At 71.6% G+C, this 18,703-nt stretch carries 19 protein-coding genes and 1 riboswitch; of the genes, 11 read left to right on the forward strand and 8 right to left on the reverse strand.

Translation table 11 applies throughout. The features are described from left to right. Positions 1-124 precede the first annotated feature (124 nt). On the reverse strand, positions 125-1,018 hold the full coding sequence (locus tag ACFWHU_RS00865; protein ID WP_387222930.1) for an SIS domain-containing protein: 894 nt from the start codon (positions 1,016-1,018) through the stop codon (positions 125-127). 145 nt (positions 1,019-1,163) lie between these two features. Between ACFWHU_RS00865 and ACFWHU_RS00870 the strand changes: the two genes are divergently transcribed. Next, complete coding sequence (locus ACFWHU_RS00870) at positions 1,164-1,955, forward strand: DeoR/GlpR family DNA-binding transcription regulator (RefSeq protein ID WP_385793162.1); 792 nt, start codon at positions 1,164-1,166, stop codon at positions 1,953-1,955. Between the two features lie 42 nt (positions 1,956-1,997). Here the strand turns inward: ACFWHU_RS00870 and ACFWHU_RS00875 are convergent, their stop codons facing one another. Further along, entirely contained in the window at positions 1,998-3,293 is a 1,296-nt protein-coding gene (locus ACFWHU_RS00875; protein WP_387223927.1) for an MBL fold metallo-hydrolase, read from the reverse strand. A 356-nt stretch (positions 3,294-3,649) separates the two neighbouring features. Between ACFWHU_RS00875 and ACFWHU_RS00880 the strand changes: the two genes are divergently transcribed. From ACFWHU_RS00880 to ACFWHU_RS00890, 3 genes are all read left to right on the forward strand, one after another. Then, entirely contained in the window at positions 3,650-4,831 is a 1,182-nt protein-coding gene (locus ACFWHU_RS00880; RefSeq protein ID WP_387222933.1) for a Glu/Leu/Phe/Val dehydrogenase dimerization domain-containing protein, read from the forward strand. A 72-nt stretch (positions 4,832-4,903) separates the two neighbouring features. Continuing rightward, positions 4,904-5,527: a TetR/AcrR family transcriptional regulator gene (locus tag ACFWHU_RS00885; RefSeq protein ID WP_387222936.1), complete on the forward strand. Its 624-nt coding sequence runs from the start codon at positions 4,904-4,906 to the stop codon at positions 5,525-5,527. A 177-nt stretch (positions 5,528-5,704) separates the two neighbouring features. Continuing rightward, complete coding sequence (locus ACFWHU_RS00890) at positions 5,705-6,583, forward strand: carbohydrate kinase family protein (RefSeq protein WP_387223929.1); 879 nt, start codon at positions 5,705-5,707, stop codon at positions 6,581-6,583. Positions 6,584-6,611: 28 nt separating this feature from the next. Here the strand turns inward: ACFWHU_RS00890 and ACFWHU_RS00895 are convergent, their stop codons facing one another. Together ACFWHU_RS00895 and ACFWHU_RS00900 are read right to left on the reverse strand one after the other, a co-directional pair. Continuing rightward, positions 6,612-7,613, reverse strand: coding sequence for a DUF6745 domain-containing protein (locus tag ACFWHU_RS00895; RefSeq protein ID WP_387222938.1), 1,002 nt, complete (start codon positions 7,611-7,613; stop codon positions 6,612-6,614). A gap of 96 nt (positions 7,614-7,709) precedes the next feature. Then, complete coding sequence (locus ACFWHU_RS00900) at positions 7,710-8,039, reverse strand: hypothetical protein (RefSeq protein ID WP_078074110.1); 330 nt, start codon at positions 8,037-8,039, stop codon at positions 7,710-7,712. A 169-nt stretch (positions 8,040-8,208) separates the two neighbouring features. Here ACFWHU_RS00900 and ACFWHU_RS00905 point away from each other — a divergent pair, with 169 nt between their 5' ends. From ACFWHU_RS00905 to ACFWHU_RS00930, 6 genes are read left to right on the forward strand one after another with little or no spacing between them, the layout of a single operon-like run. Next, entirely contained in the window at positions 8,209-9,156 is a 948-nt protein-coding gene (locus ACFWHU_RS00905) for an STM4015 family protein (RefSeq protein WP_385793156.1), read from the forward strand. Next, positions 9,153-10,136 (forward strand): STM4015 family protein, encoded by a 984-nt coding sequence (locus ACFWHU_RS00910; RefSeq protein ID WP_387222941.1) that lies wholly within the window; start codon positions 9,153-9,155, stop codon positions 10,134-10,136. The genes ACFWHU_RS00905 and ACFWHU_RS00910 overlap by 4 nt, the downstream gene beginning before the upstream one ends. Next, entirely contained in the window at positions 10,117-11,331 is a 1,215-nt protein-coding gene (locus tag ACFWHU_RS00915; RefSeq protein ID WP_387222944.1) for an STM4014 family protein, read from the forward strand. Before ACFWHU_RS00910 ends, ACFWHU_RS00915 begins: the two co-directional genes overlap by 20 nt. 28 nt (positions 11,332-11,359) lie before the next feature. Further along, complete coding sequence (locus tag ACFWHU_RS00920) at positions 11,360-12,172, forward strand: STM4013/SEN3800 family hydrolase (RefSeq protein WP_387223931.1); 813 nt, start codon at positions 11,360-11,362, stop codon at positions 12,170-12,172. After that, a complete protein-coding gene (locus ACFWHU_RS00925) occupies positions 12,169-13,578 on the forward strand; it encodes an STM4012 family radical SAM protein (protein WP_387222947.1) in 1,410 nt (469 codons plus the stop codon). The genes ACFWHU_RS00920 and ACFWHU_RS00925 overlap by 4 nt, the downstream gene beginning before the upstream one ends. A gap of 7 nt (positions 13,579-13,585) precedes the next feature. Next, positions 13,586-14,437, forward strand: a complete 852-nt coding sequence (locus ACFWHU_RS00930) for an STM4011 family radical SAM protein (RefSeq protein ID WP_387222950.1) — start codon at positions 13,586-13,588, stop codon at positions 14,435-14,437. A gap of 49 nt (positions 14,438-14,486) precedes the next feature. Here ACFWHU_RS00930 and ACFWHU_RS00935 read toward each other — a convergent pair whose 3' ends face one another. Beyond that, a complete protein-coding gene (locus ACFWHU_RS00935; RefSeq protein WP_385793148.1) occupies positions 14,487-15,314 on the reverse strand; it encodes an SGNH/GDSL hydrolase family protein in 828 nt (275 codons plus the stop codon). Between the two features lie 167 nt (positions 15,315-15,481). Continuing rightward, a complete protein-coding gene (locus ACFWHU_RS00940) occupies positions 15,482-16,411 on the reverse strand; it encodes a LysM peptidoglycan-binding domain-containing M23 family metallopeptidase (protein ID WP_387222952.1) in 930 nt (309 codons plus the stop codon). A 4-nt stretch (positions 16,412-16,415) separates the two neighbouring features. Beyond that, positions 16,416-16,573, reverse strand: a riboswitch (cyclic di-AMP (ydaO/yuaA leader). Between the two features lie 413 nt (positions 16,574-16,986). Between ACFWHU_RS00940 and ACFWHU_RS00945 the strand changes: the two genes are divergently transcribed. Continuing rightward, positions 16,987-17,790 (forward strand): tyrosine-protein phosphatase, encoded by an 804-nt coding sequence (locus tag ACFWHU_RS00945; protein WP_387223933.1) that lies wholly within the window; start codon positions 16,987-16,989, stop codon positions 17,788-17,790. A 13-nt stretch (positions 17,791-17,803) separates the two neighbouring features. Here ACFWHU_RS00945 and ACFWHU_RS00950 read toward each other — a convergent pair whose 3' ends face one another. Both ACFWHU_RS00950 and ACFWHU_RS00955 read right to left on the reverse strand, forming a co-directional pair. Further along, positions 17,804-17,986 carry a DUF6126 family protein gene (locus tag ACFWHU_RS00950; RefSeq protein ID WP_385793389.1) on the reverse strand — a complete coding sequence of 61 codons (183 nt, stop codon included), beginning with the start codon at positions 17,984-17,986 and terminating at the stop codon, positions 17,804-17,806. A gap of 78 nt (positions 17,987-18,064) precedes the next feature. Next, positions 18,065-18,691: a helix-turn-helix domain-containing protein gene (locus ACFWHU_RS00955; protein ID WP_387222954.1), complete on the reverse strand. Its 627-nt coding sequence runs from the start codon at positions 18,689-18,691 to the stop codon at positions 18,065-18,067. Between the last annotated feature and the right edge of the window lie 12 nt (positions 18,692-18,703).

Here is an 18,703-nt window from a genome sequence, read left to right on the forward strand (position 1 = left end):
CTGGTATGAGTCATCGCACAACAGTCCGAAACAGTGCAATCGCGCTGAGGGCCGGAGCGTTGCCCACGTCTCCGGCCCTCGTCCGCCTGGCGCCTTACGGCCGCACAGCTCTCTCTCCGTCCGGCTACCCGTCGGCGAGAATCACCGAACGGGTGAGGTGGCGCGGCCGGTCGGGGTCGAGACCCCGTGCGTCGGCGAGCGCGAGCGCGAGGCGCTGGATCCGTACGAGCTCGGCCAGCGGGTCGAGTTCACCGGCCACCCACAGTCCGCCGGTCGCGCCGACCTGCTCGGCGAGGCCGTCGGGCGCGGGGCCGAGCAGCCAGGTCGCGGTGCCCTCGGTGGTGATGCTGATGGGGCCGTGCCGGTACTCCATCGCGGGGTAGGACTCCGTCCAGGCGAGGGCCGCCTCCCGCATCTTGAGCGCGCCCTCGTTGGCGAGTCCGACGGTCCAGCCCTGCCCGAGGAATGTGAACTGCGAGCAGTCGGTGACCCCTTCGGGCAGCGGCTCCGCCACGGCGCGCTCCGCGTCGGCGACGACCGATTCGGTGTGCAGGCCGAGGTGGGCGCGGAGCAGGGTGAGGGCCGTGGTGGCGAACCGGGTCTGCACGACGGACTGTTCGTCGGCGAAGTCGAGGACGACCAGGTCGTCGGCGGCCGAGCGGATCGGTGTCTCGGGGTCGGCGGTGATCGCGGTCGTCCGGGCGGCGGTGCCGCGTGCGGCCGCCAGCAGTTGAAGGACCTCGGTGGTGGTGCCGGACCGGGTCAGCGCCACGACGCGGTCGTACCGGCGGCCGGCCGGGAATTCGGAGGCGGCGAAGGCGTCGGTCTCCCCCTGTCCGGCTCCCTCCCTGAGCGCCGCGTACGCCTGGGCCATGTAGTACGAGGTGCCGCAGCCGACGACCGCCGTGCGCTCACCGGCCTCGGGGAGTCGGCCCGAGCCGAGCAGGCCGTCGGCCAGCTCCGCCGCCCGGCTCCAGCTCGCGGGCTGACTGGCCAGTTCCGTCTGGACAAAGGTCACGTCGGCTCTCCACTCTGGATCTCTCCGCTGAAATGCTTGTTTCTGCATGCTAGAGCAGAGTTTCGAGCACCTTCAAGCAAAGACCCTCGGGCTTGAAGGTGCTCGAAGGTGCTTGAATGATCCGAAGAGCGGCGAAGGAGATGCGGTGAACCGGTACGAACGGCACAACACCCTGCTCGAACTGCTCGCCGAGCGGGGCCGGTTGGACGTGGACGACGTCGCCGCCGAGCTGTCGGTGTCGGCGGCGACCGTACGCAGGGACCTCGACCATCTCGCCGAGCAGCAGTTGCTCACCCGCACGCGGGGCGGGGCGGTGGCGCACTCCGTCTCGTACGGGCTGCCACCGCGCTACAAGTCGGTGGGGCGGTCGGCGGAGAAGCAGCGCATCGGCCACGCCGCCGCCGCTCTGGTGTACCGGGGCATGGTGATCGGGCTCAACGGCGGCACGACGACGGCCGAGGTCGCGCGCGCCGTCGCCACGCGGGGCGATCTGGCCGACATGTCGAACAGGGGCGGCGAGCCGGCCGTCACCCTGGTGACCAACGCACTCAACATCGCCCATGAACTGGCCGTGCGCCCGCACATCAAGATCGTGACCACGGGCGGAGTGGCCATGCCCCAGTCGTACGAACTCGTGGGGCCGCTGGCCAGGCACATCCTGGGCGAGGTGAGTCTGGACATCGCCTTCATCGGCGCAGACGCCGTCGACGCGGAGTCGGGGGCGAGCGCGCGCAGCGAACACGAGGCGAGCATCAACGCACTGCTCGCCGAACGTGCGCGCAGGCTCGTGGTGGTGGCGGACAGTACGAAGCTGGGCACGCTGGCCTTCGCGCGGATCTGTGCGACGGAGGCCATCGGCACGCTGATCACGGACACCGGCGCCCCCGAGCAGGCGAGGCAGTTCGAGGAGCGCGGCGTGACGGTCGTCCAGGTCTGAGGCCGGTCCGTGCGCCGTACGAGGCGCACGGCACCGGCCGCGTTACGGCGCGCTCTGCGCGGAGGGCGCCGACTCGGCCGAGCCCCCGCCGGCGCTGGGACCGGTATCCGTCCTGGCCGTCGCGCCGCCTGTGCCCGTGGCCTGGTCCGACGTACCGGAGTCCGAACCCGACGCGGTCGCCGTGGCCGTGGATACGGCTGGGGCTGTGGCCGAAACCGAAGCCTTCTCCCCTGCCGGGAGCGCCTCCGGCCAGCCGCCGGCCGGCGGGACGGCGACCGAGCGCCACCACGGGGCGCCGGGGATGCTGTCGGTCAGCGTCGGCTCGTAGGACTCGCCCGGACGCGGCAGCGCGATCCGTACGCCCGCCTCCGCCGCGGCGGTGACCGTGCCCTCGCCGGGCTCGGCCCACGGGTGCGGGGCGAGGTTGAAGGTGCCCCAGTGGATCGGGAGCATCACGCCGGACGGCTCGCCCTGCTGGAGGTCGAGGTGCGCGCGCAGCCCCTCGGCGGGGGTCATGTGGATGTCCGGCCAGTATTCGCTGTAGGCGCCGATCTGGATCATCGTGGCGTCGAAGGGGCCGTGGGCGGCGCCGATGTCGCGGAAGCCGGAGAAGTAGCCGGTGTCGCCGCTGTGGTAGATGCGGTGCTCGGGTCCCGCGACGGCCCAGGACGCCCAGAGGGTGTGCTGCTGGTTGCGCAGGCCCCGGCCGCAGAAGTGCCGCGCGGGGGTGGCGGTGAAGGAGATGCCCGCCACCTCGGCCGTCTCGTTCCAGTCCAGCTCGCGCAGGCGCGCCGCGGGCACGCCCCAGTGCTCCAGGTGGGCGCCGACGCCCAGCGGTACCGCGAAGACGGTGTTCGTTGAGGCGAGCCCCTTGATCGTCGGCAGATCGAGGTGGTCGTAGTGGTCGTGCGAGATGACGACGACGTCGACCGGCCCGAGTGCGGCGAGCGAGACGGGCACGGGGTGCAGCCGCTTCGGTCCGGCGAAGGAGAAGGGGGAGCAGCGCTCGCCCCAGACCGGATCGAAGAGCACGCGTCGGCCGTCGATCTCGGCGAGGACGCTGGAGTGGCCCATCCAGGTCAGGCGCAGCCCGGAAGCGGGCGGTACGGCGAGGTCCGCGAGGGTGTCCCGGTGGACCGGGATGGGGCCGGCGGGCGCGCGCCGGGTCCGCGCCTCTTTACGGAGGTAGACCTTCGACAGCTCCACCATGGAGCCTGACGGTCTGGTTCTGGCGGTGCCCTCAGGGTTCTGGAACACACCGTCGGCGAAGTTCGGAGAGCGGTGGATCCGCTCCAGGCGTTCGCCGGCCGAGTCGGCCCCGAAGGCCTCGGACCGCATCGAGCGCAGCCGGGAGCGGAGTGAGGGTGGGGAGCCGGCGCCGTTCACTGCATCTCCTGAAGGTTCGGTTCATCCCATTATGGGCGGTTTATCGGACCGGGGTGCCACGCCGGTTGTGCCGTCCGGGGCACGCTGATGCAACGTCCGGACGATCTCGCGGATTCCCCCGCACGAGCACCGACCGGCGAAATCCGGCCACCCGGCCGCCCGGAGACGAGTCCCCCGACGGCCACCTCCGCGACCTGCCCGCCGAGGGCCCGCGAGCTCTTTGACACCCGCGCACCGGGCTCCCGATACTGACTTTCCATTCAGTTGCAGCACTCCCCCGTGGTCTGCCGTCGTGCCTGGAGGCACCAATGTCCCCCCTGATATCGCTGACCTGGTGCGACGACGTGACCGGCCGCAAGGGATATCTGGTCGTCGACCGGCTCGTGCGCGGCGTCTCCAGCGGCGGACTCCGGATGCGGGACGGCTGCTCGCTGGACGAGGTGACCGGGCTCGCCCGTGGCATGACCATGAAGGAGGCCCTGCACTACGACGACGACCCGTCGGTGCGCTACATCCCGCTCGGCGGGGCCAAGGGCGGTATCGACTGCGATCCCCGGGACCCGGCGGCGTACGGCGTCCTCGTCCGCTACCTGCGCGCCGTCCGGCCGTACATCGAGACCGTCTGGACCACGGGCGAGGACCTGGGACTGACCCAGGACCTCATCGACAGGGCCGCCGCCGACGCGGGGCTCGTCTCGACCATCCAGGCGATCCACCCGCTCCTGGACGACGAGCGGGCGGCGCGCCGGCGTCTCGCCGACGCCTTCGCCGTGGACGTCGACGGCATCGGGCTCGACGAACTCGCCGGGGGCTGCGGCGTGGCCGAGTCCGCGCTCACCGCGCTCGACCGGGCGGGGGTGCCGCACGACGGGACACGGGTCGCCGTGCAGGGGCTGGGGACGATGGGCGGGGCGACCGCGCGGTTCCTGTCCCGGGCCGGGCTCAAGATCGTGGCCGTGGCGGACGTCAAGGGGACAATCGCCTGCCCGGACGGCCTGGACGTCGAATCGCTGCTGGCCGCGCGTGACCCGTTCGGGACCGTGGACCGCGCGGCGCTGCGCCCCGGCGACCGGGAACTGCCGGGTGACGCCTGGCTGTCGGCGGAGGCCGAGATCCTGGTGCCCGCCGCCGTCTCGTACGCGATCGACACCACCAACCAGGCGCGGATCACGGCCCGTTGGATCGTCGAGGCCGCGAACATGCCCGTCCTGGCCGAGGCGGAGGAACTACTGGCGGCCCGCGGGATCACGGTGCTGCCGGACGTCGTCGTCAACTCCGCCACGAACGCCTGGTGGTGGTGGACCCTCTTCGGCGACATCGGCGCCGACGCGGACGAGGCTTTCACCCATACGCGCCGCTCCATGCGCGCGCTGACGGAGCTGACGCTGGCGCGTGCGGAGGCCGGGGGCACGACTCCGAGGGCCGCCGCGCACGCGATCGCCGCCGACCGACTGCCCCTGATCGCCGAGCGGTTCGGCCACTACCGCTGACCGGCCGGTACCGGGAGCGGCCGGTGTACAGGCCCGCGGTTTCTGTCAACCGGCTGGGGTTAGGGTTCAGTTGTGGCGAGAGTACGGCTGAGTGTGGAGGAGCGACGCGAGGACCTGCTGCGCGCCGCGATCGAGCAGATCCAGACACGGGGGGTGGCCGCCGTGCGCATCGCGGATGTCGCCGCCGTCCTCGGTGTGAGCAACGCCCTGGTGCTGTACCACTTCTCCACGAAGGAGAAGCTTCTGGCCGCCGCCTTCCGGCATGCCGCGGAGGAAGACCTGGCTCAGTTGCGGGAGTTGCTGGGCCGTCGTACCAGCGCGCTGCGCCGACTGCACGCCGCGACCCGCTGGTACGCGCCGACCGGTGAGGCCAAGGGCTGGCGGCTGTGGATCGAGGGATGGGCGGCGGCGCCGCGCGAGCCCGCGCTGCACGAGGTGGCGAGCGAACTCGACCAGCAGTGGAAGACCGCGCTCGCCGCGGTCATCACCGAGGGCGTGGACGCCGGGGAGTTCCGCTGTGCGGACCCGGTGGCGACGGCGTGGCGGCTGACCGCGCTGCTGGACGGCCTCGCGGTGCAGATGACGTCGTACGCGGGATCGCTGACCCGCGACACCCTGCTGGAGTGGTCGGACGAGGCGCTCGCGCGTGAGCTGGGCGTCGACCGGGCGGTCCTCGCCGCCGACAGCCCGTCGTAACCGGTTCTGCCGGTGACGGGCACCCGCCACCGGCCGGCGGCGCCACGGCCATACTGTGGCGGACATCCGGAATCCGGAACGAAGGTGGAGACTGTGGCGCAGCAGCAGACCGAACACCCGGACGTCGAGCGCGGTCGGTCGGAGGCGGAACCGGGGGCCGGGCCCAGCCTCGACGTGCTGGTCGTCGGCGGCAGCGGCGTGGACACCGTGGTCCGTGTCGACTCGCTTCCCGTCCCGCTCGCCGACGCGATCGGGGTCGGACCGATCCGCGAATGGCCGGGACAGACCGGCGGCAATGTGGCCCTGGGCTGTCAGGCCCTCGGACTGAACGTCAAATTCCTCGACTTCATCGGTGACGACTGGACGGGCGGTCAGGTCCGCGAGCATCTCGCGAAGGGCGGGGTGGACTTCGAAGGGCTGATCTCGCCCGCGGGCACGCGTCGCGCGGTCAATCTCGTCGAGAAGACGGGCCGCAGGATGTCCTTCTACGACGCGCGCGATCCGGAAGACCTGCGGATGCCGCGCGAGTTCTACCTGCCGCACCTTCGGCGGGCCCGCCGGGTCCATGTGTCGCTGACGAACTTCACCCGTTTCCTGCTCGACGACATCATCGAGCAGGGAGTCCCGGTCTCGACCGACCTGCACGACTGGGACGGGATGAACGCCTACCACCGGGAGTTCGCCTACCGCGCGGATCTGGTCTTCCTCAGCGCCGCCGGTGCGCGCGAGCGCATAGCCCCGGTGATGCGGGAGATCCTGCGTGAGGGCAGGGCGCAGGCGGTGGTGGCCACCGCGGGCGCCGGCGGGTCGTATCTGCTGACCCGCGAAGGCAGCCGTACGCCCCGGCCGATCCCGGCGACCGTCCCGCCCGCACCGGTGGTGGACTCCAACGGCGCGGGCGACGCGTACGTCTCCGCTTTTCTCTACGGGCAGTTGGCGGGACGGGACCTGGACGACTGCGCACGCCTCGGCGCGGTCGCGGGCGCCTACGCGTGCACGGTGGAGGGCAGCTCGTCGCCGATCGGCTCCGAGGCGCTCCTGTCGGGGGTGGCCTAGGAGCCGGTGAGCCCGAAGGGGCGTCCCGTCAGGTCTGCCTGAGCGGTTCGTACGCCTGGGCGTCGAGGCCGAACGTCCAGGCGACACCCTCCTTGGCGGTACGGGTGTTCGGCGGCACCCGCAGCCAGTAGGTGCGGCTCGTGCCGTCGGGCTCCGGGGTGGAGTTGACGACCTCGACCATCACGACGTCCTCGTCGTCGGCGAGCGCTATCCGCCACAGGATGCCGGTCTCGTCCTTGCCGATCGGCTCGGCGCCGGATTCGGCGAGATAGCGGTCGTAGCCGTAGTACTCCAGCATCACGCGGCGCAGTTCCGCGTTCTCCTCGGTGCGGATCCGCGTCGGGTCGAGCGTGGTGAGTTCGGCGAGGAAGTCGGCCGGGACCGGCATACCGCGCCACGCGTAGAGCGCGAAGCCGTCCGGGTAGGCCAGGGCCGGGCCGTCGCCGCGGTCGAGGCGTCCCGCCTCGTCGCGGTGCAGCTCCACCGGGCGTTCGCAAACAACCGTCACCTTCTCGTACGGCCACCACCAGCCGGCGTGGGCCGCCACCTCGGCGAGCCCCGCCAGGCGCTCGCCCCGGCCGTCGAACGCGGCGAGCCAGGCGGCGTCGTGCTGGCCGAGGACCGCGTCGAGCAGCAACTGACGTGTCTCGGGCAGATCTGCGGGATCCGTGGTGGGCGCGTCGGTGATGCCGGAGCGGATCCGCTCGGCGAGCGCGCGGGTGGTGTCCCACAGCCGGGCGCCGGTGACACCCCACCACTCGGCCCAGCCGGCCGGGCCCAACTCGTCGTGGATACGCCGCCGTTCCTCGGCCCACGGCTTGGTGCGCACCTCGTCACGGACCGATCTGCCCTGGTCCGTGAGGGACCGGACGGCGGTCAGTCCGGCGAGCGGCGAGTCCGCCCAGACGATCCGCTCCGGCTCGGCCAGTCCGGCCGTACGGTAGGCGAGCCGTATGCCCGCCTCGGCCTCCGGCCGGTCGGCCGCCCCTGTCGCCGCCGCGACGCCCCGCCACTTGTCCACTTGCTGCATGTCTGAAGCCCCGTCCCCTGTTGTCACTGTCCCGTGCCCTGCCCTGTCCTGCCCTGCGATTCCGCCGTGCCGTTCGCGCGTTCCGCCCATCGGTCCTCAGTCGGCGACGACGCGCACCGCTCCCGGCAGGTACTCGCGCTGACGCACCACGCGGAACCACCCCTTGGGCAGCGGGATCATCGCGTGCTCCTCGTGCACCACCCGGCCGCCCTCCGGCAGATGGAGCAGCATCGGCCCGAACTCTCCGCCGGTCTCCCGGACGAGCCTGCCGGGGCCCGTCACCGCGTGGGCGTGGCCCGTGACCTCGCCCAGTGCCAGGACGAGGCGGCCCCGCGCGTCCCTCGGCTCGCTCCGCGCCTCGGTGATGCCGGACGGCACGCTCTCCTCAGCTACGGGCACGATGAGCACGTCTCCCTGCCGGTACATGGCTCTCCCCTCGACCGGCGGCGCCGAGTGCGCCGACCTGTGAACGACGCTAGAGGGTGGGTCTGACAATCGGCTCCGCCCCCCGAACGGAGTTGTCAGTGGGGCCTGTTACAACTTCTCTCAGCATCAAGCCGATCAACGCCGACGCCCGGTGTCTGGAGCAATCGCCATGACCGTTTCGAACCACCTGCAGGAGTTGGCCGGCCTGCCCGCGTTCGACTTCCCCGACGCCGAAGCCGAACCGAAGGCGAAGCTCCCCGACGCGGGGTCGGTGGCCTGGCGTGTCGGCGTCGACGCGTACGACAGCGAGGAGGAGTGGGAGGAGGCGTTCGCCCGCTTCCTCGCCGCCGTCGACTCCACACAGGTCCGCGCGCTGATCGTGGGCGCCTGGAGCGAGGCGTACGACTCCCCGCCGGACGACCTGACGGCCGCCGTCATCGCGGCGAGCGACCGGCTTCCCTCGCTGCGGGCGCTGTTCATCGGTGACATCACGTTCGAGGAGTGCGAGATCTCCTGGATCAACCAGACGGCGATGGGCCCACTGATCAACAGCCTTCCGCAGCTCCACTCGTTCGGGGTGCGCGGCGGCCAGGAGCTGAACATGGCGGGCATCAAGCACGACGGGCTCCGTTCGCTGACCGTCGAGACGGGCGGTCTGGACGCCGGGGTCGTGCGTGACATCGGCACGGCCGATCTGCCCGCGCTCGAGCATCTGGACATCTGGCTGGGGGTTTCCTGGTACGGGGCGAACACGATCGTGGCGGACCTGGATCCGTTCCTCACCGGGGCCCGGCTGCCCGCGCTGAAGTCACTGGCCCTGCGGAACAGCGAGATCCAGGACGACATAGCCGCGGCGCTGGCGGGAGCGCCTGTCGTGGCGCGCCTGGAGACGCTCGACCTGTCGATGGGCACCCTCGGGGACGAGGGCGCGGAGGCGCTGCTCGGCGGGCAGCCGCTCACGCATCTCAAGAAGCTCGATCTGCACCATCACTATCTGAGCGAGCCGATGGAGAAGCGGCTCCGCGAGACGCTGGAACCCGCAGGGGTGGTCGTGGACCTCTCCGAGCGCGAGTCCGCGAGGGACGACGAGTCGCGCTACACGGCGGTGGCCGAATGACCGGCCCGGACGGGATCGACCACATCGAGGAGTTCCACGGGCTGCCCGTCCTGACCCTTCCGCGCGACGAGTCCCCGGCGCCGGCGACACTGCCCGAGCCCGACGCCGTCGCGTGGCGGCTGGACTGCGGGTGGGACGAGGAGTGGCCGTTCACCAGGCTGTGGCGGCGGTTCACGGATGTCGTGGACACCGAGCGTGTGCGCGCGCTGGTCATCGGGCCCTGGTGGTGCGGCGAGTACTCGGAGCTGAGACCCGTCCTGGAGCTGATCGTCGCCGACGCGGCGCGGTTCCCCGCCCTGCGCGCGCTGTTCCTGGCGGACGTGATCGGCGAGGAGTGCGAGGTGTCCTGGCTGCGGATCAACGACATCACCCCGGTGATCGAGGCGTTCCCGCTGCTGGAGGAGTTCGGGGTGCGGGGCTGCGGCGACACGTACAGGGACGGTGACCTGCGGCTGCGGCCGGTGAAACACGACCGGCTGCGGGTCCTGCGCTTCGAGTCGGGCGGCCTGCCGAGGGCCGTCGTTCGGGCCGTCGGCGCGAGCGAACTGCCCGCGCTGGAGCATCTGGAGCTGTGGCTGGGCGTGGAGGAGTACGGCGGCAACGCGACCGTCGCCGATCTGGCGGCGCTTCTCGACGGCGGCCGGTTCCCGCGTCTGCGCCATCTGGGGCTCCAGAACAGCGAGATCCAGGACGAGATCGCGGGCGCCGTGGCCTCGGCGCCGGTCGTCGCCGGGCTCCGGACGCTGGCCCTGTCCATGGGAGTGCTCACCGACGCGGGAGCCGAAGCGCTCCTCGCCGGCCAGCCGCTCACCCATCTCAAGAAGCTGGACCTGAAGCATCACTTCGTCTCGGGGCCCTGGATCGGGCGGATCGAGGATGCTCTGGGGCCGCACGGCGTGCGGCTGGAGCTGGGGTCGGCGATGGACTACAGCGCGGGTACCGACGACGACGAGTGGCGTTATGTCGCCGTCTCCGAGTAGCTCCGGGCCGCGCCCGGGGCCTGTCCTCGCGGTCGTCGGCAATCCCGCCAACCGCCGCGTCCGGCTGTTCCAGGACGCGGTCGCGGCCGCGGGCCTGCCGCCGGCGCGTGAGGTGGCCTGGCTCGATGTGCTGGGCGGGCGAGCCGAGTTCCGGTCGGGTGAGGTCGTACGGGTCGAGTCGCCGGGCGAGGACGCGGCGGTGGAGCGCCTGCTCCGTGGCACGGACGACGCCACCCGGGTGGAGGGCACGGCGCTCTGGCACGAGCGGTTCACCTCCGCCGCACGGGAGTTGGGCCGCGCCGTGAAGGAGGCGGGGGCCGCTCTCCTGGACGAGCCGGACGAGCTGGCGGTGCTCTTCGACAAGCGTCTGTGCCACGAGGTGCTGGACCTGGCCTCCGTTCCCGTGCCTCCGTCCCCGACCTCGGGTTCCCGTGCCCCGGCGGTGCGGGGCTGGGACGACGTACGCGCGCTGATGGACGCTCCGGGTATGCGCCGGGCGTTCGTCAAGCTCGCCCACGGGTCGTCGGCCTCCGGGGTGCTCGCGGTCGAGACCGCCGGTCCGGGACGGGTGCGGGCGACGACGTCGGTCGAACGCGATGCCTCCGGGCGGCTGTTCAACTCGCTGCGGGTGCGGCGACTGACCACCGAGCACGAGGTGGCGGCGATCGTCGACGCGCTGGCCCCGGACGGGCTGCATGTCGAGCGGTGGCTACCGAAGGCCACGCAGCACGGCAGGGCGGCCGATCTGCGCGTGGTGGTCGTCGCGGGCCGGGCGACGCACGCCGTCGTACGGACCAGTTCCTCGCCCATGACCAATCTGCATCTCGGTGGGGCCCGCGGCGATCTGAACGCGGCGCGGGAGGCGACCGAGGCGGCGGGAGGCGGCCGGAGTTGGGCCGCCGCCATGGAGATCTGCGAGCGGGCCGCGGCCTGCTTCCCGGGCACGCACTGCGTGGGGGTGGACCTGCTGCCCGCGACCGGCTGGCGCCGCTTCGCCGTCGGCGAGATCAACGCCTTCGGTGACCTGCTGCCGGGGCTCACCGGACTGCCGGGGAGCGGTGCGGAGGGCCTCGACACCTACGGGGCGCAGCTCGCGGCTCTGTCGGCGGGAGACCGTTGGGACACCGCGCGGACCGACGTCCGCGCCGCCGGCGCCACCGATGTCGCGGGGCGGGAGCACCATGCCCACGTCTGAGACCGGAACTGCCGCCGGGCTGCCCGACATGAGCCGTGTCGTGGGTCATGACGACCTGCTGCTGGTCACGCTCGACACGCTGCGTTTCGATGTGGCCGCCGAGCTGGCCGAGGCGGGCCGGCTGCCGAATCTCGCGCGTCATCTGCCGGGTGGCCGCTGGGAGGAGCGGCACGCTCCCGGCAGCTTCACCTACGCGTCGCACCAAGCGATGTTCGCCGGTTTCCTGCCGACGCCCGCGGCGCCGGGACCGCATCCGCGGCTGTTCGCGGCACGGTTCGAGGGGAGCGAGTCCACGGCCGACAGGACGTTCGTCTTCGACACGCCCGACCTCGTGTCGGGTCTCGCGAACGCCGGGTACCGCACGGTGTGCATCGGGGGTGTCGGCTTCTTCAACAAGCGCGGCGCGCTCGGTTCCGTACTGCCGGGTATGTTCCAGGAGAGCCACTGGGCGCCGGAGTTCGGTGTGGCGTCGCCGACGTCGTTCGAGTCGCAGGTGGCCCGCGCCGAGGAGGTCGTGGCCGAACTGCCCGCCGGTCAGCGGCTGTTCCTCTTCGTCAATGTGCCGTCGCTGCACCAGCCGAACTGGTTCCATCTGCCCGGCGCCACCCGCGCGGCGGGCGACTCGCGGGAGACGCACGCCGCCGCGCTCGAATACGTCGACCGGCACATCGGGCGGCTGTTCGCCGCGGCGAGCAGCCGGCGCCGCTGCTTCACGATCGTCTGTTCCGACCACGGCACGGCCTACGGTGACGACGGGTGGAGCGGCCATCGCCTGGGCCACGAGTCCGTCTGGACCGTGCCGTACGCCCATTTCTTCCTGGAGCCGGGGGCACTCTCATGACCGACCCGAACGACCCGACCAGCACGACCGGCACCCTCACCCGGCCGCGCCCGTACGAGAGTTACGTCTACGCGTATCCGCACAAGACGGCGTACCGCCCGCTTGCCGACCGCCCGGCGCTGAGCGCGCTGTGGGCCGGTGAACGCAAGGACGCGCTCTCGCTCTATCTGCATATTCCGTTCTGCGAGGTGCGCTGCGGCTTCTGCAATCTCTTCACGCGGATCGGCGCGCCCGACGAACTGACGACCCGTTACCTGGACGCGCTGGACCGGCAGGCGACGGCCGTCGCCGGCGCGCTCCACACGAACACCGTTCCAGGCACGGGCACGGGCACCGGCACCGGCACGGAGGCGGACTCGGTGCGCTTCGCCGCCGCGGCCTTCGGCGGTGGCACGCCCACCTTCCTCACGGCCGGCGAGCTGGAGCGGCTGTGCGACATCGCCGAGAAGCGGATGGGCGCCGATCTGCGGGCCGTCCCGCTCTCCGTCGAGACGTCGCCGTCGACCGCGACGGCCGACCGGCTGTCGGTGCTCGCCGACCGGGGGGCCACACGGCTGAGCATCGGCGTGCAGAGCTTCGTCGAGGAGGAGGCGAAGGCGGCGGTGCGCCCGCAGCGCCGCTCCGACGTCGAGGCGGCCCTCGGCCGGATCCGGGACGCGCGGATCCCGGTCCTCAACATCGACCTCATCTACGGCATCGACGGCCAGACGCCGCGGTCCTGGCGGCTCTCGCTCGACGCGGCGCTCGCCTGGCGGCCCGAGGAGCTGTATCTCTACCCGCTGTACGCAAGGCCGTTGACCCCGCTCGGCAGGCGTGCCCATCCCAGTGAGGCCGGCTGGGACGCCCAGCGGCTGGAGCTGTACCGCCAGGGCCGGGACCATCTCCTGGCCCAGGGCTACGAGCAGGTGTCGATGCGGATGTTCCGGCTGCCCGGCGCGCCGCGCGAAGGGGCGGAAGACTACGCGTGCCAGACCGACGGCATGATCGGCCTCGGCTGCGGCGCGCGGTCGTACACCTCGGAGCTGCACTACTCCTTCGACTACGCGGTCGGGATGCGCGAGATACGCACGATCATCGACGCGTACACGGTCACCGAGGACTTCTCCCACGCCGAGGTGGGGCGCGCGGTCGACGCGGACGAGGCGCGCCGGCGTCATCTGCTCCAGTCGCTGCTCCAGGCCGAGGGCATGGCGGTGGCCGACTACCGCGAGCGGTTCGGCGGCCGTCCCGAGGACGACTTCCCCACCGAGCTGGACCGTTTCGCCGACCTCGGCTGGCTCGACGCGGACGCCGGGCCCGGCCTGCTGCGGCTCTCGCCCGAGGGTCTGGCCCACTCGGACGCGCTGGGCCCGGCGCTGTTCTCCCCCGCCGTCCGGGCGGCCATGGCGTCGTACGAACTGAAGTGAGACAGACGTGGACCTGACCATCCTCTACCGCGGCCCGCTCGCCTCCTGCGACTACGACTGCCCCTACTGCCCGTTCGCCAAGCGCCGTGACAGCCCCGCCCAACTGCGCGCGGACCGCGCCGCGCTGCAGCGCTTCACGGCCTGGGCCGCCGAGCGGACCGACGACCGGCTGTCCATCCTCTTCACCCCGTGGGGCGAGGGCCTCACCCGATCCTGGTACCGGCGCGCGCTCACCGACCTGTCCCACCTCCCGCACGTCGCGCGGGTCGCCATCCAGACGAACCTCAGCTGCCGTACGGACTGGCTGAAGTCCGCGGACCCGGCCAAGGTGGCCCTGTGGTGCACGTACCACCCGGGCCAGACGCCGTACGACCGCTTCCTCACCAAGTGCCGTGAGCTGGGCGCCGCGGGCATCCGCTTCAGCGTCGGCATCGTGGGCTTCCCGGACCACCTCGACCAGGCCCGCCGCCTGCGCGCGGACCTCCCCGAGCATGTCTATCTGTGGGTCAACGCGGCGGAGGGCCGCACCTATTCGGACCCGGAGGCCACCGAATGGACGTCGGTCGACCCCCTGTTCCCGTACAGCCGCCACCCCCACCGCTCGGCCGGTCTCCCGTGCCGGACGGGCGAATCGGTGATCTCGGTGGACGGCGAAGGCACGGTCCGCCGCTGCCACTTCGTCCCGGCGGAGCTGGGCAACCTGTACGACGGCTCGTACCGCACGGCCCTGAAACCGCGCGCGTGCCCGCTCACGACTTGCGACTGCCACATCGGCTACGTCCACCTGGAGACACTGCCGCTGTACGACGTCTTCGCGGGCGGCGTCCTGGAACGGATACCGGCCGCGATGACTCGGTGACGCGTCATCGGTGACCTGGTGTCAGTGACACATCAGCGGTGACGTCGCGTCAGTGACGCATCAGCGGCAGCAGGTCCGGGCGTTTGGCGACCGTGTGGTCGCCGGAGGATTCGCCGCGGAGGCGGCGGCCGATCCAGGGGACCAGGTATTCGCGAGCCCACTGCATGTCGTCGCGGCGCACCTCCAGCGTGCCGCGCGGGGGCAGGGGCGGCCACGGCTGGTCGGGGTCGGCCGGGACGTCGAGGCCGAGGACCTGCGCCGCGCGCAGGGCCACGCGGGTGTGGCCCTCCGGGGACAGATGCAGCCGGTCACCGTCCCAGGCGCGGCGGTCCTGGACGGATCTGAGCGACCACAGGTCCAGGACCGGGCAGTCGTAGCGGTCGGCGATGGAGCGCACGTGCGCGGTGAACGTGGCTATCTTGCCGCGCAGATGGCGCAGCACCGGCACACCGCGGGTGTCGAACCCGGTCGGGACCATGACCGTGCCGACCACGCTCGTCAGGTCCGCCAGCGCGCGTTCGAAGCGTTCGGCGACGTCGTCCGGGTCGCTGCCCGGACGGATGATGTCGTTGCCGCCGGCGCAGAACGTTACGAGGTCCGGGGCGAGTTGCTTGGCGCGCGGGATCTGCTCGGCCACGATCTGGTCGAGCAGCCGTCCTCGTACGGCGAGGTTGGCGTACCGGAACGACCCGTGGTTCGGGTCGTCGACGGCCGCCCCGTCGGGTGTCCGGTCGGCGAGCAGTACGGCGAGCCGGTCCGCCCAGCCGACATAGACGCCGCCCGGTCCGGGATCGCCGACGCCCTCGGTGAAACTGTCACCGATGGCGGCGTACGACCCGAAGACAGTTCTGGTTTCTCTTCTCGAATCGTCAGCCACAGCGAAACATCTTTCACCCGCGTATGTGACCTACGCGACCGTAAGGAGGGGTTGACGCCGGTGAGAAACACCACCGGTCAAAATTCGTTCAAGCCGGAATAAGGGAAAGGCCGTTGGCCGGCACCCGGGGTGCCGGCCAACGGCCATTTCCTGTGAGGTCCAACCGGTCAGATGGAAACGCCGTGCTCGCGCAGGTACGCCAGCGGGTCGACGTCCGAGCCGTAACTCGGGCCGGTGCGGATCTCGAAGTGCAGGTGCGGACCGGTGGAGTTGCCGGTGGAACCGGAGAGACCGATCTGGTCGCCGCCGGCGACGGTCTGGCCCGCCGAGACGCCGAGCGAGGACAGGTGGGCGTACTGCGAGTACTGGCCGTCGTCGTGCTTGATGACGACCTCGTTGCCGTACGACCCGGACCAGCCGGCCGAGACGACGGTGCCGGGGCCGACCGCCTTGACGGTGGTGCCCGAAGCGGCCGCGAAGTCCACACCGGTGTGGTAGCCGCTGGACCAGCTGCCGCCGGCCGCGCGGTAGGCGGTGGTGGTGGTCGCGCCGTCGACGGGCGCGGTGTAGCCGGAGCCGCTGCTCTGCGCCGCGGGCTCGTTCGCCGAGGTGGTGTCGGCCTTCGGGGCGGGCTCGGCCGGAGCGGGCTTCGCGGGGGCGGGCTTCTTCTTCGGGGTGGCCTCGGCCGTGCCCTCGGAGGACGCCTTGCTCTTCGCGCCGATGGTGAGCTTCAGACCCGGGTGGATCAGCGACGGGTCGTCGCCGACGGCCTCACGGTTGTCCTTGTACAGCTTGTGCCAGCCGCCACCGACCTTCTGCGTCGCGGCGATCTTGGCGAGGTAGTCCCCAGCCTTGACCGAGTACGTCTTCACGGTCTTGGCGGTGGCGGCCTGCTTGGCCGTCTGCGCTGCGGGAGCGGCGTGCGCGGCGGACACGGTGCGTTCCGGCGCCACGGACGGGGCGGCCTGCTCGGCGGCGTGCGCGCCGGTGGCACCGATGAGCGGGATTGCGATGGCGGCGCCACCCGTCCCCGCGGCGACGAATCCGCGGGTGATCGGGTTGGTCCTCGGACGGCGGTGCTTACCCTTTCCGGGCATGGCGGATTCCTCTCCGGCGCCTACGAGGTGAGCTGTCGGGTTCGGGCTGGAGATGCCCGGCCGCGCCGTGACGCGACTTCACCCCAAGCCGTCCGGAAGTCCGGACCGGCGTACTACCTGGGTCCCCCGCTCCTGCCACACGTGGATGAGTGCTGGGTGGATGCGGATTCCGAACGGCGGCAGGATTCGGCGATCCGCTCGGATTGCGGTGACCGTAAGCCGGGTGGACCGACCCGTACAAGCCGTTGTTTTCCTCCGGCAATCCCATGTCGAATATCGGTCTCCACGAGTGGTCACCCTGCGTGGATTACGGATCTTCGAATTCCGTGCGCCGCCCCAATTCCCCTTCCCGGCGCCGCCACACACCGTCACGGATATGATCTGGCTCACCAGCCGAGGACGATCTACGCCCATCTCCCCCGCGACCGGGGCACGTTGGACGCCATCCCCCAATACGGACAGAAGCCGCATTCGCGAAGCGATTTCGGCGGGAACGGATGTCGTAAAGTCGGAGCGCGACAGCGTCGGCGACGAGCGCCGGCCGCAGACGCGGAGGAGCTCACGTGACGCACGAGGTGCCGCAGCCGGTCCCGCCGACCGAACCCGAACTGGCCGGTGTACGCAACTTCCGCGACGTGGGCGGTCTGCCGACCGCCGACGGACGGCGCGTACGGTACGGCCGGCTCTTCCGCAGCGGCCACCTCGCGCACGCCACGGCCGAGGACACGGCGTTCCTGACGTCACTGGATCTGCACACGGTCTTCGACTTCCGCAACGCGGCCGACCAGAAGCTGGACGGTCTGGACGTCGAGCTCATCGGCGTACGCAATGTGAACATTCCGCTCACCGACCCGGCCGACGGGACCGAGTTCTGGAAAATGGTCCGCGACGGGGATCTCGACCAGCTCCGGTCGATCCTCGCCGACGGCAAGGGCGTGGCCCGAATGTCCGCTTCGTACCGTTCGATCATTCTGGACCGCACCGCCGAGCACCGGCGGGTGCTGCACGCCCTGGCCGAGGAGAGCCTGCCCGCCCTGATGCACTGCGCGGCGGGCAAGGACAGGGCCGGGCTCTCCATCGCGGTGTCGCTGCTCGCCGTGGGCGTGGAGCGGGACGCGATCGAGACGGACTATCTGAAGTCGAACGATCCGCACCGCAGGTATCTGGTACGCCGCAGCGATCCGACGCCCGGTGGCACTTCACCGGAGGTCATGGAGCTGCTGGCGCCGCTCTTCGACGCGCGCGCCGAGTACCTCGAAACGGCCTTCACGACGATGGAGGAGACGTGGGGCAGCGTCGACCGCTATCTCACGGACGGCCTGGGACTGACGGACGAGACGCGCGAACGGCTGCGGAGCCGTCTCGTCGACGAGGGATAGGCACGGGGTCGGCCTATCGGCCCTGCGCGCCCGCCTCGAAGAGCAGGTAGAGGAAGCCGGCCAGGACATGGCCGGCCACGAGGTAGGCGAAGAGCCGGATGGCGAGGCCGCGCGGGAAGTTGCGCTCCTCGTCCATGACGGGCTTGGCGGGGGTCTCGGCGGTCGCCTCCGGCTCGCGCGCGGCGGCGGCGTCCACGGGGTTGTCGGGCACGGTGTCGGCCTCTCTGGTCTGGTTCGAAGCTGACGGCGGATCAGCGGCGGGCGGCGGGGTGGATCAGCGGGGGTGGGCCCCGCCCGGCAGGCACAGCTCGGTGGTAGGGCTGGTCAGCAGGGTGTGTACGAACAGCAGCTCGGCGCCGTCGGGGCCGGCCGCCGCCAGGCGGTGCGGTGTCATCGAGTCGAAGTGGGCACTGTCGCCCCGGTCGAGCACATGGACGGCGTCCCCGAGGCCCAGCCGGAGCCGCCCATGAAGGACATGGATCCACTCCTCCCCCGGGTGGACGCGGACGAGGTCGCCCTGCGCCCCGTAGGGCACCGTCACCCGCAGCGGCTGCATGGCGCGGCCGGAGGAGCTGCCCGCCTGGCGGTAGATCCAACCGTCGGCCTCCACCGGTTCCGCCCGAGCGGCGCGGATGACGGGATCGCGTTCGGGCGGCTCCTCGCCCAGCAGCTCGGAGACCGTCGTACCGTAGACACGCGCGAGTCCCAGCAGCATCGGCAGCGAGGGCTGGCGTCGCCCGGTCTCCAGCCGGGAGAGATGGGCCGGGGAGAGCCCGGCCCGTGCGGCGGCGGCCTCCAGGGTGAGGCCACGGCCGCGTCGCAGCTCGCGCAGCTGGGGCGCGACGTCCGGCAGGACCTCTGTCGCGGGGTCGTGCCCGCTGATGGCGGCTGGGTTGTTCATGCCTCCATTGCG

Origin of the sequence: Streptomyces sp. NPDC060366, from assembly GCF_042725135.1 — a bacterium.
In the GTDB taxonomy this organism is placed as follows: Bacteria; Actinomycetota; Actinomycetes; order Streptomycetales; family Streptomycetaceae; genus Streptomyces.